This window comes from Ruegeria sp. AH3 (genome assembly GCF_056536265.1).
The window spans coordinates 3033282-3049732 of the sequence record NZ_JBQFJL010000001.1 but is presented as its reverse complement, the minus strand read 5'-3'; the positions used below and the strand labels follow the sequence as shown (position 1 = coordinate 3049732).

Sequence of the window (16451 nt, the reverse complement as noted above, 5' to 3'; positions counted from 1 at the left end):
ACCTCCTTAACTGAAACCAATGGATTCGAGGTATTCGCGGTTCTTCCGCGCGTCGCCTACAGGGTCGGGATCAAGCGTCGGGTCACAATCCTGTTCGACCGTACACCAGCCGGTGAAACCTGCATCCAGCAGCACTTGGCGAACCGTAGGAAAGTCCACGTCGCCTTCACCCAGATTGCAGAAAATCCCCTGCCCGCAGGCATCATAGAAGCCCGTCCGATTGGCGATCACATCTGCCTTCACTGTTGGCGAAATATCCTTGAAGTGCATGTACGAAATCCGATCAACGTAGCGCTTCATGAAGCCGACCGGATCGAACCCGGCATAAGAGTGATGGCCGGTGTCGAAACAGATTTTCAGGAGCTTTTCATCAACCTCATTCAGCAGGCGTTCCAGCTCGGGCTCAAAATCCATGAAGCCCGCAGCATGGGCGTGCATCCCGACGGTCAGCCCGTATTCCTCGGACCCGATCCGCGCGCTTTCGGCAAGGCGATCCCGAAACGCCGTCCACTCAGCCTTGTCCATCTGCTCAGCCTCATCGGCGCGACCAGCGGTTGGTGCGCGACGGGGAGAGATCGCGTCAATCAGCACCAAATGCTGCGCCCCATGCGCCTTCAACGCGCGGGCGGTGCGGTGGGTGGCATCGAGCACATCTTCCCACGCATCGGGGTCATGGTAATTGCGGAACACCACGCCGCCGATCAGTTCCAGATCATGCTCAGCCAGCGCATCGGCCAGTACTGCAGGGTCTTCGGGCATGAAGCCCACCGGACCCAATTCGATGCCTTTATACCCGGCCTCGGCACACTCGCTGAGAACGGTTTTCCAGTGCGGATTGCGCGGGTCCTGCGCAAATTCCACGCCCCAGGAGCAGGGCGCATTGCCAATTCTGATGCTCATCTTGTCTTGTCTCCGATGCTCAGAAATCTTCGATGTTTTTCCAGCTTTCATCCGCTGACGATGCCAGTGCCGCAGCGACGACCCGGTTGACCTCATGACCGTCGTGGAAGGTCGGCCAGACCGGTTTACCTGTCTCGATCGCGCGCAGGAAATCACGCGCTTCGATGATGATCTGATCCTGATAGCCCGTACCATGGCCAGGCCCCTGACAGAACGGCTCATAATCCGGATGCGCAGGGCCGGTCAGAATCTTGCAAAATCCACGCTCAGCCTCGGGGCCATCCATGCGATAAAGCCACAATGCGTTCTGATCCTCCTGATCAAAACGTATCGCACCTTTGGTGCCGCTGACCTCATATGCGTAACCCATCTTACGCCCGGTCGCGATACGGCTGAAATACATCGATCCCATCGCGCCATTCGCAAAGCGCACCATCATCTGAGCGTGGTCGTCGTTATCAACCTCACCACCCGGGCGGCTTTTGTGCACGGTTTCGACCTCTGCCATCACGCGCTTAATAGGCCCAATCAGCGCCAACGCCGCGTTGATCATATGAGGCGCCAGATCGCCCATCGTTCCGTTCGACATTCCCGTCGTGCGCCATGTCGCCGAGGCCTGCGGGTCGGCATAGAAATCTTCGGTATGCTCGCCCCTAAACCATGTGACGTCACCAATCTCTCCATCGGCGATCAACTGGCGGGCATATTGGCTGGCGGGGGTTCGAATATAGTTGAAACCAACCATGTTGGCTACGCCCGAGACCTCGGCCGCTGCTGACATCGCGGCGCCATCTTCCATCGACGCGCCCAATGGTTTTTCACACAGCACCGACTTGCCTAACGCAAAGGCCGCCAGAGCAATTTCGCGATGCGTTTCCTGAGGGGTGGCAATCACGATGGCCTCGACCTTCGGGTCATTCACAAGCACAAGCCAGTCATCCGTCGCGCGTGCGAACCCATAGGCCTGACGATACCGTTCAGCGCTTTCTGGCGAGGATGCACACACCATCTCCAGCCGTGGACGCAAGGCCGTGTTGAACACCGCCCCGACCGAGGACATGGCGACCGCATGGGCCTTACCCATATATCCGCCGCCCAGAATGCCAATGCCGATTTCTGCCATTCCGACGCCCTCCCTCGCTTTTTCTTGAAAACCATTTGCAACCGGTTGCAAAACTTGTATCGTGAGAATAGGACTCTCGCAAGCTGCATTCGGCACTGCATCTCAATTTTCCTAAAGGAGCCCGCAGACATGTCCGCGCAACACGACACTGTTTACCTGACAACGGCGCAGGCGATCATTCGCTGGCTGTCGAACCAGTTCATCGAGATCGATGGTCAGGAATATCGCCTATGTGGCGGGGGTTTCGGGATTTTCGGCCATGGCAATGTGACCTGTCTGGGCGAGGCGCTGAATACGGTGCGGGATGAGCTGCCGCTCTATCGTGGACAGAACGAACAGAGCATGGGATTCGCCGCCGCCGGATATGCCAAACAGTGGCTGCGTCAGCGATTCATGTTCTGCACCGCCAGCGCAGGACCCGGCACTGCGAATCTGCTGACCGCCGCCGGACTGGCCCATGCCAACCGTCTGCCGATGCTAATGCTGTGTGGAGATACCTTCATCACGCGCCTACCTGACCCGGTTCTTCAACAGATGGAGAACTACTACGACCCGACTTTCGGCGTGAATGACGCTTTCAAGCCGGTCAGCCGCTATTGGGATCGCATCACACATCCGGCGCAGGTCATTCAATCTCTGCCCGCCGCCATTGCGACGATGCTGGACCCGGGCGATTGCGGGCCTGCGTTCCTCGGGTTACCGCAAGACGTGCAAGGGTGGACCTATGATTACCCGGTGAAGTTCTTCGAGAAAAAAGTGCATCGCATTCGCCGGCAAGCGCCTGATGCGGATGAAATTGCAGACGCGGCAAGTGCTCTGGCTGGGGCGAAACGCCCGATGATCATTGCAGGTGGTGGCGTTCAGTATTCCAAAGCTGTGGCCGAGCTGACCGATTTTGCCGTGAAACATCAGATTCCAGTGGTCGAAACCATCGCGGGCCGTGCCAATATGCTGGCAACCCATCCGCTGAACATTGGCCCGATCGGTGTCACCGGTTCGGACAGCGCCAACGCAATTGCGGAACAGGCGGATGTGATCGTTGCCATCGGAACCCGGCTACAGGATTTCACAACTGGATCTTGGACGGCCTTTGCGAAGGACGCTCAGTTCATCTCAATCAATGCCGCACGACATGATGCGGGCAAACATATGTCTTTGCCGATTGTTGGAGATGCCAAGTTGTCGATTCAAGCTCTAACGCAAGCAGTTGACTATGCGGCCTCATCCGATTGGGTCTCGCTCGCGCAGGAGGAACGGCGCAAGTGGGACGCCTATGTGGCCGAGAATGTGTCTTACGGGAACCGTCAGAACTCTTACGCGCAAGCCATCGGTGTAGTGAACGAATTGTGTGACACGCGCGACCGCGTGGTCGCCGCCGCCGGGGGCCTGCCCGCAGAAGTCACCGCCAACTGGCGTACATTGGATATCGGCACGGTCGATGTGGAATTCGGCTTTTCCTGCATGGGCTATGAGATCGCAGGCGCCTGGGGCGCGCGCATTGCCCAATCCGAGCGGGAGCCGGAGAAGGACACCATCACCTTCTGCGGTGACGGCTCTTATCTGATGCTGAATTCGGACATCTATTCTTCGGTTCTAAGCCGTAAGAAGATGATCGTTCTGGTGCTCGACAATGGCGGCTTTGCGGTCATCAACAAGCTGCAGAACAATACCGGCAATGAAAGCTTCAACAACCTACTGGAAGATTGCCCGACGATCCCCGAAGCCTTCGGCGTCGATTTCGTGGCCCACGCGGCCTCGATGGGGGCAACCAGCGAAAAGGTTGCGAACCCGGCAGAACTATCTGAGGCCTTCAAGCGCGCCAAGGCCAGCGACAAAACCTATGTGATCGTGATGGATGTGGACGCCTATGAAGGCTGGACCACTGAAGGCCACGCATGGTGGGAAGTTGGTACACCCCATACCTCGTCGGATGAGAGAGTTCGCGATGCGCATGTCGAGTGGGAATCCACCCGCGAAAAACAACGCAAGGGCATCTGATGAAACGGTTCACGGCAGAAACATCTAATCCTGAGGTCATCGTCGATGAGCTGCTGAATGGTGGCGGAGCTGTTACCATCTCGGGCCTGTTCACGCCCGAGGAAGTCGCCGAAGCCCGCGCGATCATCATGGAACATTCGGAAGCTGCGGCTGAGAAGGTGACCCACTTTCAGGGGGCAGCCGAAGAAGATGGCAAGCTGAACCTACAACGAAGGGTTTGGAATCTGTTGGCCAAGGGTGACGTATTTTCCCGCATGGCCGCACATCCGGTTCTGATGGATATCCTCCGCAAATTTCTGGGAACAGAGTTCATCATGGGCTCGATCGCTGCCAATCGCATCCTGCCGGGCGGGCCGGGGCAGGAGCCGCATGTCGACTATCCCTATTGGGACTTTCACAGCCCCGAAACGCATCCCGTCGGTCTGAATGGTTCATTTCCAATGAATGCACAGGTCTCGGTTTTGCTGGACCCGTTCACCAAAGAAAGCGGCGCGACGGGCTATGTGCCGGGATCGCAGAAAGAGCTGCGGTATCCCACGCCCGAAGACAAGTTCTATGACAAATGCGAGCAGATGACCGGTGAGCCTGGCGATGTTGCTCTGTTCTATGGCGTGACGTGGCATTGCGCGATGCCGAACAAAGCGGATCACGACCGCAGCGCGATTCTGATCCAATACCTGCCCAAATGGGTCAAACCGATGGAAGATATGCCCGCTGCGCTACCGCAGGATTTCCTCGATCAGGCAAGTCCCGATATGCGGCAGTTGCTGGGTCTGCACTATCCCTACCCCGAGGTGCTTGATGCCGCCCGGGCAGGCAATACTGAGGGACGCACGTGACTCTGATCGAAGGGATAAAAGGCAATCGCTTTGCCGTGTTTGGCCGAGCCGGGATGGACATGTTCGCAGATCCGGTCGGGACCAAAAGCGAAGATGCTAAGGTCTTTCGCGCCGATCTGGGCGGTTCGAGCGCCAACATTTGTGCGGGACTGGTTAAACTGGGATCGCAAGCGGCGCTGGTCACATCAGTCTCGGATGACGCAGTGGGGCGGTTCTGCGTGAACCGTCTGCAGGACTATGGCGTAGAAACGCGATATGTCCGCGCTGTGGGTGGCGAGGCGCGCACCTCTCTGGCCGTTTACGAAAGCTGCATCGAGGATTTCCAGAACGTCATCTATCGCAACGGTGCCGCCGATTTCCAAGTGACCGAGGCGGATATGGATGAGGTGGACTACAGCGCCTTCTCAGCCCTGATCACGGCGGGCACGGTGTTTGCGGCGGAGCCTTCACGCTCGGCCACGTTCCGCGCGTTTGAAAACGCGCGCACCGCAGGTCTGCCAGTGATCTTCGACATCGATTACCGGCCTTATAGCTGGCCGTCGCCGGAAGTGGCCTCGGAGGTTCTGACCCGCGCAGGTCGCGAAAGCGATCTGATCGTCGGAAATGACGAAGAGTTCGGCTTTATGGCGGGCGGCATCGAAAAGAGCCTCGACAAAGCCCGCGAGCTGGCCGCCAATGGAAAAACGGTGATCTACAAGATGGGTCACGAAGGGGCCATCACGCTGACCGATGGGCAGGAGATTCGTACCGGTATCTATCCGGTCACCGCGGTGAAACCCAACGGCGCAGGCGACAGTTTTCTGGCCGGCCTGCTGGCCTCAATCGCGGCGGGGCATGACCTGCGCGAAGCTGTGCTGCGCGGTTCGGCCTGTGCCTCGATCGTGGTCTCGCAGCCCGGCTGCGCCGGGGCCATGCCCACCACGCCCCAGCTTGACGATTTTCTGGCCCAGCACCCGGGCCCCACGGATACCTGAAAGGAGACGCAGATGCATATCGCGCCCCATGACAACCAGAACAAACCCATCGTTGATGCCGACCATGATCTGGTGCCGCTGAACTATTTCAACATCGTCAAACTGAAAAAGGGCGAGGTGTTCGAATATGCCGTACCGGGCTATGAGACCTGCATCGTGCCCGCCACCGGCACCGTGGATGTCGATGTGGATGGGGCAGTGTTTACCAATCTGGGCAACCGCACCATCGACGTCTGGGATGGTGAACCCGAAGGCGTCTATGTTCCCGTCGGCGCAAAGGTGCGTATCACCTGCGTGACGGATGAAACCGAAACTTTCATCGCGGGCGCAAAATTCGACCGTGTGCTTGAACCTTTTGACGTCCGCGTGCCTGAATTGGACTTGGTGCAATACGGCTCGGACGACACCAAAACCCACCGCAAGATCAAACATATCCTTGGGGCAAACCATCACGACAAAGTCGGCCGCCTGCTGGTGTCCGAGCTTTACACCGTCGGTCAGGGCGGCTGGTCCGGATTTCCCAGCCACAAGCACGACACCGACCGCAAAGGCGACGATGGCGATATGATCGAGACTCGCCATGACGAAACGTATAACTTCCGCTTCCGCCCGAACTATGGCTCGGGTGTTCAGATGCTTCAGCGCGAGGACAATAAGCCGGGCGATGCCTATCACATCATGGATGGCTCAACGATCCTGCTGGACAAGGGCTATCACCCCTGCGCGGTTCTGCCGGGGTATGAAATGTATTATTTCACCATTCTCGGCGGGCTTAGCCAGCGCTCGCTAAAGCAGTATTTCCAGCCGACCCATGCGGATCAGTTGCACACGATTCCGGGTATCATGGACATGGTGGCCAAGTTCAAATGAGCTTTGTGACATTATCGGACGTGCTGCAACCCGCCCTGCGTGACGGATATGCCGTGGCCGGTTTGGTAACGCTGGGTTGGGAGGATATGCGCGCCTATGTAGCCGCAGCCGAAGCCGAAGGCGTGCCCATCATCCTGCAAGCCGGACCATCCTGCCGCGAACACACGCCGCTGCCAGTTCTGGGCAAAATGTTCCGCCATCTGGCCGAAGGAGCCAGCGTTCCTGTCGTGGCCCATCTAGACCATGGCTACACCCATGAGGAGTGCCGCGTCGCCATCGACAGCGGCTTCACCTCTGTCATGTTCGACGGCTCGCGCAAGCCCTTGGAACAGAATATCGCTGAGACCGCTGCGATTGTCGAAATGGCCCATGCCGCTGGTGTCTCCTGCGAGGGGGAAATCGGTTTTGTCGGCTATTCGGGTGGTGAAGGTTCGGACGGGACCGCGCCGGAGGAAGCCACGCAATTCGCCCGAGAGACCGGCGTGGATGCAATGGCGATCTCGGTCGGAAATGTCCATCTGCAGCAAAACAAGGAGGGCGGTCTGGACGAGGCCCGTATCCGCGCGATAGAAGCCGTGACCGAGATACCTCTGGTGATCCATGGCGGCTCGGGCGTGCCGGTTGCGCAACGTGCTGCACTGGCACGCGGATCGAAAATCTGCAAATTCAACATCGGAACCGAATTGCGGATGGCTTTTGGGAATGCCCTGCGCGCTGCCGTAAACGCCGACCCGGACAGGTTCGACCGCGTTCTTATTCTGAAAGACACACACGAGCCGGTTGTCGAGGCGACCCGCCGGGTTCTGCAAGCGTTCAAAGGAGCATGACATGCTGAATATCGGGCTATTGGGGTGCGGACGTATCGGGCAGGTTCACGCGCGCTCAATCGGGCAGATCGACGGAGCTCGGGTCAGCGCTGTGGCAGACGCATTTGCGGAGCCGGCCCGGATGCTGGCCGACAAATCCGGCGCAGAGGCTCTGTCGGCAGAAGACCTGATCGAAAGCGCTGATGTCGATGCGGTGATCATCGGAACCCCAACCGACACGCATTACGAACTGATCCATCAGGCCGCGCGTGCAGGCAAGGCGATCTTCTGCGAGAAGCCTGTGGACATGTCCGCCGACCGTATCCGCGACTGCATCAAGGTGGTCGAAGCTACAGGTGTTCCTTTCATGACCGCCTTCAACCGCCGCTTTGACCCAAATTTCGCCAATATTCAGTCCCGAATCGCTGCTGGTGAGATTGGTGACGTCGAAATCGTGACCATTCTGTCCCGAGACCCCTCGCCGCCACCGATCACCTATATCGAAAGCTCGGGCGGGTTGTTCCGCGACATGATGATCCACGACCTGGACATGGCGCGCTTCCTGCTGGGCGAGGAACCCGTCAGCGTCTATGCGGTCGGCTCTTCTCTGGTCGACCCCGAGATCGGCAAGGCCGGAGATGTCGACACTGCCGCCGTCACTCTGACCACCGTCAGCGGCAAGATCTGCCAGATATCCAACTCGCGCCGCGCCAGCTATGGCTATGACCAGCGGATCGAGGTTCATGGCGAAAAAGGCATGTTGCGGGCTGAAAACATGTTGGAAAACACGGTCGAGAGCGCCACTCCGGCAGGCTTCCGAAAAGCGCCCGCGCAGCATTTCTTTCTTGAGCGCTATGAGGCTGCGTATCGCCACGAGATGGCTCATTTCATCGCCGCAGTAGGCGGAGCTGAAACGCTATCACCCGGAATCATTGACGGCTTGCGTGCTCAGATACTGGCCGACGCAGCAGACGCATCTTTGAAACAGGGAACAGTAGTGAGCCTCACCTGAGACACCAACCATGCCGTCAGGTTTAAAGGTACGGCGCGCCAAAACTCGTACCCCCTCAAGAAATCGTCAGACATCTTCTCGACGCGCCGCAGTTGCTTGGTATCTGCATGAGATGTCCGGAATGTGTCTGACAGATTAAATTTCTTGAAGACGCGAAGTGTATTTGATTGTTGGTGCGCATTGCATATGGAGCAACGCTATCGTACCAAACTGGGTGCATGAGGTACCTGTCACACTCTCAGCATGTTCAATGGAAGACCGTTGAGCGGAACCTCTGCAAGAGCGGTGACAACAGGCTTACGACCCTGCATCGTACGATCATGAAACTCTATATGCAGGCCACCATCAGGACTGATGCAAAATTCGAGAGCGTGACTTGACTTTGAAACCTATATCCGGGCTTTGGGTTGGCGGACCTCTTACGTATCTCGAGAAGCTGTGTCTGAAATCATTCCTCACTGCTGGACATGAGTTTCACCTTTATACTTACGGGCCGGTTTCAGGTGTGCCGAACGGCGTAGAGATCAAAGATGCCAAGGCGATCCTGCGGCTCGAAAGCGATCCTGCCGACTATACCTATAACCAAATTGAGGTTCTTGCGGATCGATTTAAATATCAGCTACTGTTGCAGGCTGCGACGATCTGGGCGGATCTGGATATGTATTGCCTCAAGCCCTGGGATTTTCCATCGGGGCTGATTTGCGCCTGGCAGAAGAGTGAGAGGGTCGTCGGCGCTGCAGTTTTAGGTTCAGACAAAGAGAGCACCCTAATCTCTGAACTTAATCGATTTGCGCAACAAGAGGCTCCCACTCCTCCTTGGATGAATGAGCACGACATCCAGGATATCAGAGAACGGCGCGTGAGCGGGCAAAAGGTCGATGCCGCCGATCTGAAACGCGGTTCGCTCGGCGTTCATGCATTGAGTTACTTCGTCAAGAAACTGAGCCTTACACAGGAAGTGATGGCGAGGAACAGCTTTTACCCGGTCGAATTCAGCGACCGCGGTCTTCTCACCCAACCCGAAGACACCCTGACCGATTTGCTTGGCGAAGAAGTTTATGGCGTACACCTTTGGGGCAGACGGATTAGGCGTAGTATTTCTTCAGGTGAGATGCGAATCCCGCCAGCGACGTCTTTCGTCGGAAAACAGCTTGAAAACCACCAGATCAGCGTAGATGAGGCGACGACCGATAACGCGACCGATGCGGGATTGATCAAGCAGAATACTGATGTAAGCGCGCTTGATATCATCGAGCTAAAGCGCTCGATGGCGGAGCTGGAGAAGAAGGCCGCTCGGAAATTCCCAAAGCTTGCGCCGCCCGAGCAGATACCGAAAGCTGATCCGGAGATTCTTGTGATCTCATCGATGAAGAACGAAGGTCCATTCATCCTGGAATGGATCGCCTATCATCTGTCCATCGGCGTGACCAAATTCCTGATCTACACGAACGACTGTAGTGACGGAACAGATCAAATTCTTGATCGCTTGCAAGCGCTTGGCATCGTTGTTCACCTGCCGAATCCCTATAAGAAGGACAAAGGGCAAAAACCGCAGCGCGGTGCCTTGAATGATGCCGTTCTGCAACCCTGTTACGCCCAGGCGGACTGGACGGTCTGCATAGATGTTGATGAGTTCATCAATATTCATACCGGCGATGGCACGATCCCGGAACTGATCGAAGCTTCGGGTTATCCAAATGTTATTTCAATGACGTGGCGGTTCTTTGGCAACCAGAACGTCCCGAAGTATATGGATGAATTCATAACCGAGCAGTTTACAAGATGCGCCCCGGAGTATCTGCCAAAGCCCCGATTGGGTTGGGGGTTCAAAACGTTGATCTCGAAAGGGGCGCCCTATCAGAAACTGGGTGTTCATCGTCCTTTGCAGATCGAGCCGAACAGCGTCGAAAAAGTCCGGTGGACCAACGGCTCTGGCCGCGTCATGCCCGAGATGCTGCTGACTGGTAACGGTTGGAGATCAACCAAGCGGTCGATCGGCTATGACCTCGTGACGCTGAATCACTATGTCCTTCGCTCTGCTGAGAGCTTTCTCGTGAAACGTGAACGCGGCAGGATCAATCATGTAGATCAAGACCAAGGACTCGAATATTGGCGCGCCCGAAACTACGTCACGGATTTTGATGATCGAATTATTTCCCGGTTACCGAAAGCAAAGGAGACTTGGCGTCAGTTGATGGAAGACTCTGAGCTGGCTGCGCTTCACGATGCCGCAACCGCGTGGCACGCAAACAGGATAGCGGACTTGCTTCAACAACCGGACTATCAAACCTTGTTCGATGCTATTGCTTCAGACAACTCAGGCGCACCCGAATCTGAGATGGGCTAAGTCACTAAATGTACCGAGTTACCAACAGAGACACTTGCTCCCCAACCAATACCACGATGCGGGAGTAGTCGAATTCTCTACTCTTTATCATCAACAACGTAGGGAAGAGATAGAATTGGAGCGAAGCTCACTGCAATCGCGACCACTTTGGGAATCCGAATACAACGAACGGTTCAATGAAACACTGCGACGGGAGTTCTTGAATACCCTGTGGTTTGCAACGACGCAACAAGCTCAGATCGTCATCAATCGCTGGATCAAGCAGTATAGTCACACCCATCCGCACCAGGCGCTCAACCTGTTCGTGACTGTGGGACAGATTAGCGATTACATCGGGCATGGGCATTGTTGAATAGCCTGCTGGATGTAGAGCGGTTACATGGGGATCGCGGCTATAACGCGGATTGGTTCAGAGAAGCATCAGGCGGCAAAGGTATGTGCGCGTGATCCCTCGTAGCAAACAGCCCAAGGCACCGGTGACGCACGAAAAGCGCAGTTGTAAATGGCGCAACTGGATTGAGATCATGTTCAGCAGGTTCAAGGATTGGAGGCATGTCGCAATCCGCTACGACAGGTGCATTAAAGTGCTCCTGCCCGCCCTCATCATTTTCTAGTTACGGGTTGTGAGCCCGGGCATTCTATTTTTCAAATTTGCTTTTAATTGGAAAGTAGGACTCTAAGAATGAGCTCACCATTTGATCAACTTTGTCTTTCCTTTCTTCGGGCACAGCCGCATCATTCAGGCATATATATTTTTTACGTTTTTCTACCTTCATTTGCTCACTAAGAGAGAGTTCCAATTTTGGCGAAAAGAGTGGTATATAGCAATGATCAGCCTCACAACAAACAGCCCGCCCAGTCATCAGTGCATAGTGGGAATAAAGGAAAGAGATTGGTGGTATATCACTTGGTTCTCTAAATTTGTTTGACGAAGTCACCGCAAACTCTTCCACATATCGCTGCTGCAATTCGTACATAACAGAGCGCTGAGTAGCATAAGGTACATGCTTAATCATGGAGGAAGGAGAAACACCAAAGTCTCTCCGGAAAATCTTTACGACTTTGGCACTCGCCTTGATGAAGCTGTGATCCCTATCTTCGAGGAGTTCTGGGATCACAAACATGTTATCCGTATAAACCTTCGCAATCCCATTCGGATCAAAAAAATCATCTTGCGAAGCTAGCTTTCCAGCCATCATGTCGTCATTAAAGTAGATAAAGTGCTCCGAAAGATCTTCAATCTCATGGAGATGAGATTCAATACTATGGGAGTTAAAAGTTGGAAGGTGATCTATATCGGAGAAGATCTCTTCGTGGTTAACCAGCCTGACACGATTATAATTCGTGTCTAACCAATCTGGTGTCTGCCCTGCAGTGACAATAAATACTTTCCGCACAAATGGCATAAACATCTCGATTGACCGAAGTGCGTATCGAAGCTCATCGCGACTTTTGAACCTCTCGCCTATTGCCCCCGGATGAGCACCGTGCTGAGCGGCATACTCTGCCTTTTGTTTCCTCCATTCACTATCGTCTCCATCCACCCACGTAAATACGACATCTACCGGGAAGTTAGGTTTAGTCGTATCGGTAAACTCGCTATTGATATTATCAATCGTGTCCAAACCCTTGAACAAACCAAAATGTGGAACGCGGGAGACAACGCTAGAAGGTCGATTTACTGAGAGAAATTTTCGTCCATATCGCTCCATCTCGCGCCAGATTGCAATTTCAACCAATGAAACATAGTCGTGCAAATCGTCGGAATACCTAATAATCGCGACATCATATGCCACCCGCATCCCGCGTTTTCTTAGTTTACGGCCTGAAATGGGTTTGTTTTCTTTGTATAAAAATCGAATACTCTCATCATCCGCACAGTCTTTCAAAACCACTGCTAGGAATTTTTCGGCCTCACTCTCTGGTATATTTATTCTAGAGACACCTTCCTCCACAGCCCCACCCAAAATCGGGTTTAGATTCCGCACTCGCGCGAGACCAACTAATCTTTCGGCCATGTTCTTATTTTGCTCGGAGTCAGCTATTACTACCACAGGTTTATTTTTATTGAATATTCTTAATTTAGGTGGTTTCATGAGGATAAAAATCTTTGTGCAGATTAAATCGGTCAAGCGCACCGAGTTGGCGACTTTGCGGCTTCGCCCTATTTGACGTATCCGCCTGTGAAGTTCAAGCCAAAGCATGAGGGGTGTCGAACGGATATGAAACCTAGAATGTAGATATGTACGGACTCTCGGGAGCTTCCGATAACATCCCAGTTTTGGGAAGGAGGGAGTTTTCATGACAGGCGATCAACTAGAGATTCAGCGTAAGCTTCGTGTTCTGCAGTGTGTCTAAAAGATCAGATGTGTGAGCAAGACCTGCCGGTATTTTGGCATTGGTCAATCCAGCTTTTATCGATAGCGTGCGACATGCCGAGAATTTGGAGAAGAAGGGTTGAAGAGTGGCAAAACCATTCCGAAGTATCCTGTCAATCAAACACCGCCAGAAATTGTTGAGAAGGTTCTTCACCTGCGGCGGAACTACCATCTGGGACCAATTCACATCGTTTGGTACCTGGCTCGTTATCACGGCATCAAGATCTTCGATGCAGGCGTCTATCGCTTTCTCCGGCGCTATGACCTGAACCGGCTTCCACAAAGAACTAGGGGACGCGTTTCGGTGGGCTCTGCACTTCTGGCCACACAAGGTCTCGGATCTTTCCCTCTGATACCAATCTGAGCGTGAAACTCAACATCTCAGGTGCCCTGCGCTACAGATGACGTAAGTTTGACTATTCGCGTGGGTCAAACTGCAGCCATTTGATGTTTTGTCTTCCGACAATGGCTCTGGGCTAACCCCACGGCTTGCGAAGCCTTTGCATAGTAGATGGCTATTGATGAGGGAGTAAAATCAAAACGAACGTCAAAAAACTGACCACTGAGTTATTGACTCCAACAGAAAATAGAGCAAAAGAATGTGCTCCTGCAGGCACACTTCAAACTTTGTCACAGTGCTTCCGGTAAGCTACACGTCATGAAGCGCACTCTACACATGAATTCTCAAACAATTGTTTTTATTGAAAAAAGTGGTGAGCCGTGCAGGATTCGAACCTGCGACCCACTGATTAAAAGTCAGTTGCTCTACCAACTGAGCTAACGGCCCACTCTTTTGTTCGGATCTTAATGATCCGTGGCGCTCTGTAAGGCATTTTCCCAACCGGGTTCAAGACCTTATTTGCACCGCGTTCCACCGGTTTCCTAGACAGGATCGGCGTCCCGATAGGCGGCCTAATTAGGCAGGTGGCGCAGGGGGGTCAACCCCTTTTTTCAGGAATCTGCGCGATAGGGTGGATTCATCTTCTGACCGGGGTTATATGCCCGCCATGCAACGTATTAACGACACCGGTTTGCCCTTCATGAAGATGCACGGGCTGGGCAATGACTTTGTCATTGTGGATGCGCGCGCGCAGGCGGTTTCGATCACTCCTGCACAGGTTGAGGGAATCGGGCATCGTCAATTCGGTGTCGGCTTTGATCAGCTGGCCGTGATTGAAAACGGCCAGGCCGATGCGCATCTGGTGTTCTACAATTCCGATGGCTCGACCTCGGCCGCCTGCGGAAACGCGACCCGGTGCATTGCACGGTTCCTGATGGATGAGACAGGCAAATCCGAGTTGACCCTGACGACCGAGCGTGGAACGCTCTATGCGCGGGATGCAGGCGACGGCCTGACCTCGGTCAATATGGGACATCCGCAAACGGACTGGCAGGACATTCCCTTGGCCGAGGATGTGGATACGCTGGAATTGCCCATCGAAGGCGGCCCGACCGCCACAGGTATGGGTAACCCGCATTGTACCTTCTTCGTTGAAAATGCCGAAGCGATCCCGCTGGCCGAATTTGGCGCGCGGTATGAATATCATCCGCTTTATCCCGAGCGGACCAATGTGCAGGTCGCGCAGGTAATCGGCCCGGACCATATCCGCATGCGTGTCTGGGAACGCGGCGTTGGAATTACGCTCGCCTCCGGCTCGTCCTCTTGTGCCACTGCGGTGGCGGCTGCACGGCGGGGTCTAACCGGGCGGAAGGTGCAGATCGATCTGGATGGCGGCACCATCTGGATTGACTGGCGCGAGGATGGTGTTTGGATGACCGGACCAACGGCTCATGTCTTCTCGGGCACGCTGACGCCGGAGTTTCTGGGGTCGCTGGGATGAACCCGCCAAAGTTTGCCACTCTGGGCTGCCGCCTGAACGCCTACGAGACCGAGGCGATGAAAGAGCTGTCGCAGCAAGCCGGCTTGACGGATGCAGTTGTCGTCAACACCTGTGCCGTGACCGCCGAGGCGGTCCGCAAGGCCCGTCAGGAGATCCGCAAGCTGAGGCGCGAGAATCCCGATGCACGGCTGATCGTCACGGGTTGCGCCGCACAGACCGAACCTCAGAACTTTGCCGAAATGGATGAGGTTGATGCGGTTATTGGCAACACCGAAAAGATGCAGCCCGAGACCTGGAAGGGCATGGCCGCGGACTTCATCGGCGAGACCGAGACGGTACAGGTCGACGACATCATGTCCGTCACGGAAACGGCGGGCCACCTGATCGATGGCTTCGGCACACGCTCCCGCGCTTATGTACAGGTCCAGAACGGATGCGACCACCGCTGCACGTTCTGCATCATCCCCTATGGTCGAGGAAACTCGCGCAGCGTCCCTGCGGGCGTCGTGGTGGATCAGATCAAACGGCTGGTGGACAAGGGTTACAACGAAGTGGTCCTGACCGGAGTGGATCTGACCTCCTGGGGTGCCGACCTGCCCGCTCAGCCCAGGCTGGGCGATCTGGTGATGCGGATCCTTAAGCTGGTGCCCGACCTGCCGCGCCTGCGTATCAGCTCGATCGACTCAATCGAAGTGGATGAGAACCTGATGCAGGCCATCGCGACCGAGTCCCGACTGATGCCCCATCTGCACTTGTCCCTGCAACATGGCGATGATTTGATCCTGAAACGGATGAAACGCCGCCATCTGCGCGACGATGCGATCCGCTTTGCCGAAGAGGCCCGCAAGCTGCGCCCCGATATGACCTTCGGTGCCGATATCATTGCAGGCTTCCCCACTGAAACGGACGCGCATTTTGAGAACTCGCTGAAACTCGTCAAGGAGTGCGATCTGACCTGGTTGCATGTCTTCCCGTATTCAAAACGCGAAGGCACCCCAGCGGCCCGCATACCGCAGCAGGTCAACGGAAACATCATCAAAGAGCGCGCCGCCCGCCTGCGCGCCGCCGGAGAATCTCAGGTCACCAAGCACCTGTCCGCCCAGATCGGCAAAACCCACAACATCCTGATGGAGAACCCGATGATGGGCCGCACTGAACAATTCACCGAGGTGACCTTCGACACGGCCCAACCCGAAGGCCAGATCATAACCGCCACGATCCAAGGGCACACGACCACGCAATTACGAGCCTGATCCGCCCTTCATCTGGCCAAAAATATCTCGGGGTTGAATTGGCCGCAGGCCAAGAAGGGGCTGGCCCCGTCAGCATCGCCGCAACAAAAAACCCCCGCCACCCAAAGGGC

12 protein-coding genes, 1 tRNA gene and 3 pseudogenes are annotated in these 16451 nt (G+C 55.3%); 12 read left to right on the top strand and 4 right to left on the bottom strand.

The annotated features are described in order from the left end of the window. Positions 1–6 precede the first annotated feature (6 nt). Both ACR3EM_RS15295 and ACR3EM_RS15290 read right to left on the bottom strand, forming a co-directional pair. On the bottom strand, positions 7–900 hold the full coding sequence (locus ACR3EM_RS15295) for a TIM barrel protein (protein ID WP_480471497.1): 894 nt from the start codon (positions 898–900) through the stop codon (positions 7–9). Positions 901–919: 19 nt separating this feature from the next. Further along, entirely contained in the window at positions 920–2023 is a 1104-nt protein-coding gene (locus ACR3EM_RS15290) for a Gfo/Idh/MocA family protein (RefSeq protein ID WP_480471496.1), read from the bottom strand. A 129-nt stretch (positions 2024–2152) separates the two neighbouring features. Here ACR3EM_RS15290 and iolD point away from each other — a divergent pair, with 129 nt between their 5' ends. From iolD to ACR3EM_RS15245, 9 genes and pseudogenes are all read left to right on the top strand, one after another. Further along, complete coding sequence (gene iolD, locus ACR3EM_RS15285) at positions 2153–4021, top strand: 3D-(3,5/4)-trihydroxycyclohexane-1,2-dione acylhydrolase (decyclizing) (protein WP_480471495.1); 1869 nt, start codon at positions 2153–2155, stop codon at positions 4019–4021. Then, positions 4021–4860 (top strand): phytanoyl-CoA dioxygenase family protein, encoded by an 840-nt coding sequence (locus ACR3EM_RS15280; protein ID WP_480471494.1) that lies wholly within the window; start codon positions 4021–4023, stop codon positions 4858–4860. Before iolD ends, ACR3EM_RS15280 begins: the two co-directional genes overlap by 1 nt. Further along, positions 4857–5834 carry a 5-dehydro-2-deoxygluconokinase gene (iolC, locus tag ACR3EM_RS15275; RefSeq protein ID WP_480471493.1) on the top strand — a complete coding sequence of 326 codons (978 nt, stop codon included), beginning with the start codon at positions 4857–4859 and terminating at the stop codon, positions 5832–5834. Before ACR3EM_RS15280 ends, iolC begins: the two co-directional genes overlap by 4 nt. 12 nt (positions 5835–5846) lie before the next feature. Further along, complete coding sequence (locus ACR3EM_RS15270; protein ID WP_480471492.1) at positions 5847–6704, top strand: 5-deoxy-glucuronate isomerase; 858 nt, start codon at positions 5847–5849, stop codon at positions 6702–6704. Continuing rightward, complete coding sequence (locus ACR3EM_RS15265) at positions 6701–7531, top strand: class II fructose-bisphosphate aldolase (RefSeq protein ID WP_480471491.1); 831 nt, start codon at positions 6701–6703, stop codon at positions 7529–7531. The genes ACR3EM_RS15270 and ACR3EM_RS15265 overlap by 4 nt, the downstream gene beginning before the upstream one ends. Position 7532: 1 nt before the next feature. Further along, positions 7533–8522 (top strand): inositol 2-dehydrogenase, encoded by a 990-nt coding sequence (iolG, locus tag ACR3EM_RS15260; RefSeq protein WP_480471490.1) that lies wholly within the window; start codon positions 7533–7535, stop codon positions 8520–8522. A 376-nt stretch (positions 8523–8898) separates the two neighbouring features. Continuing rightward, positions 8899–10869, top strand: coding sequence for a glycosyltransferase family 2 protein (locus tag ACR3EM_RS15255; protein WP_480471489.1), 1971 nt, complete (start codon positions 8899–8901; stop codon positions 10867–10869). Further along, positions 10820–11107: pseudogene (locus ACR3EM_RS15250) on the top strand (integrase core domain-containing protein); the annotation flags it as partial. The gene ACR3EM_RS15255 and the pseudogene ACR3EM_RS15250, both read left to right, overlap by 50 nt. A 54-nt stretch (positions 11108–11161) precedes the next feature. After that, positions 11162–11483 (top strand): annotated as a pseudogene (locus ACR3EM_RS15245) (transposase family protein); the annotation flags it as partial. Between the two features lie 24 nt (positions 11484–11507). Here ACR3EM_RS15245 and ACR3EM_RS15240 read toward each other — a convergent pair. Beyond that, positions 11508–12965, bottom strand: coding sequence for a stealth family protein (locus ACR3EM_RS15240; RefSeq protein WP_480471488.1), 1458 nt, complete (start codon positions 12963–12965; stop codon positions 11508–11510). Positions 12966–13230: 265 nt separating this feature from the next. Here ACR3EM_RS15240 and ACR3EM_RS15235 point away from each other — a divergent pair. Then, positions 13231–13545: pseudogene (locus ACR3EM_RS15235) on the top strand (transposase family protein); the annotation flags it as partial. A 413-nt stretch (positions 13546–13958) separates the two neighbouring features. Here the strand turns inward: ACR3EM_RS15235 and ACR3EM_RS15230 are convergent. Then, positions 13959–14034: transfer RNA gene (locus tag ACR3EM_RS15230), tRNA-Lys, on the bottom strand. Positions 14035–14245: 211 nt separating this feature from the next. Between ACR3EM_RS15230 and dapF the strand changes: the two genes are divergently transcribed. Together dapF and mtaB are read left to right on the top strand one after the other, a co-directional pair. Then, the gene (gene dapF / locus ACR3EM_RS15225; protein ID WP_480471941.1) at positions 14246–15088 is read left to right on the top strand and encodes a diaminopimelate epimerase; all 843 of its coding nucleotides are present in this window, start codon (positions 14246–14248) and stop codon (positions 15086–15088) included. Then, the gene (gene mtaB / locus ACR3EM_RS15220) at positions 15085–16341 is read left to right on the top strand and encodes a tRNA (N(6)-L-threonylcarbamoyladenosine(37)-C(2))-methylthiotransferase MtaB (protein WP_480471487.1); all 1257 of its coding nucleotides are present in this window, start codon (positions 15085–15087) and stop codon (positions 16339–16341) included. Before dapF ends, mtaB begins: the two co-directional genes overlap by 4 nt. Positions 16342–16451: the final 110 nt, after the last annotated feature.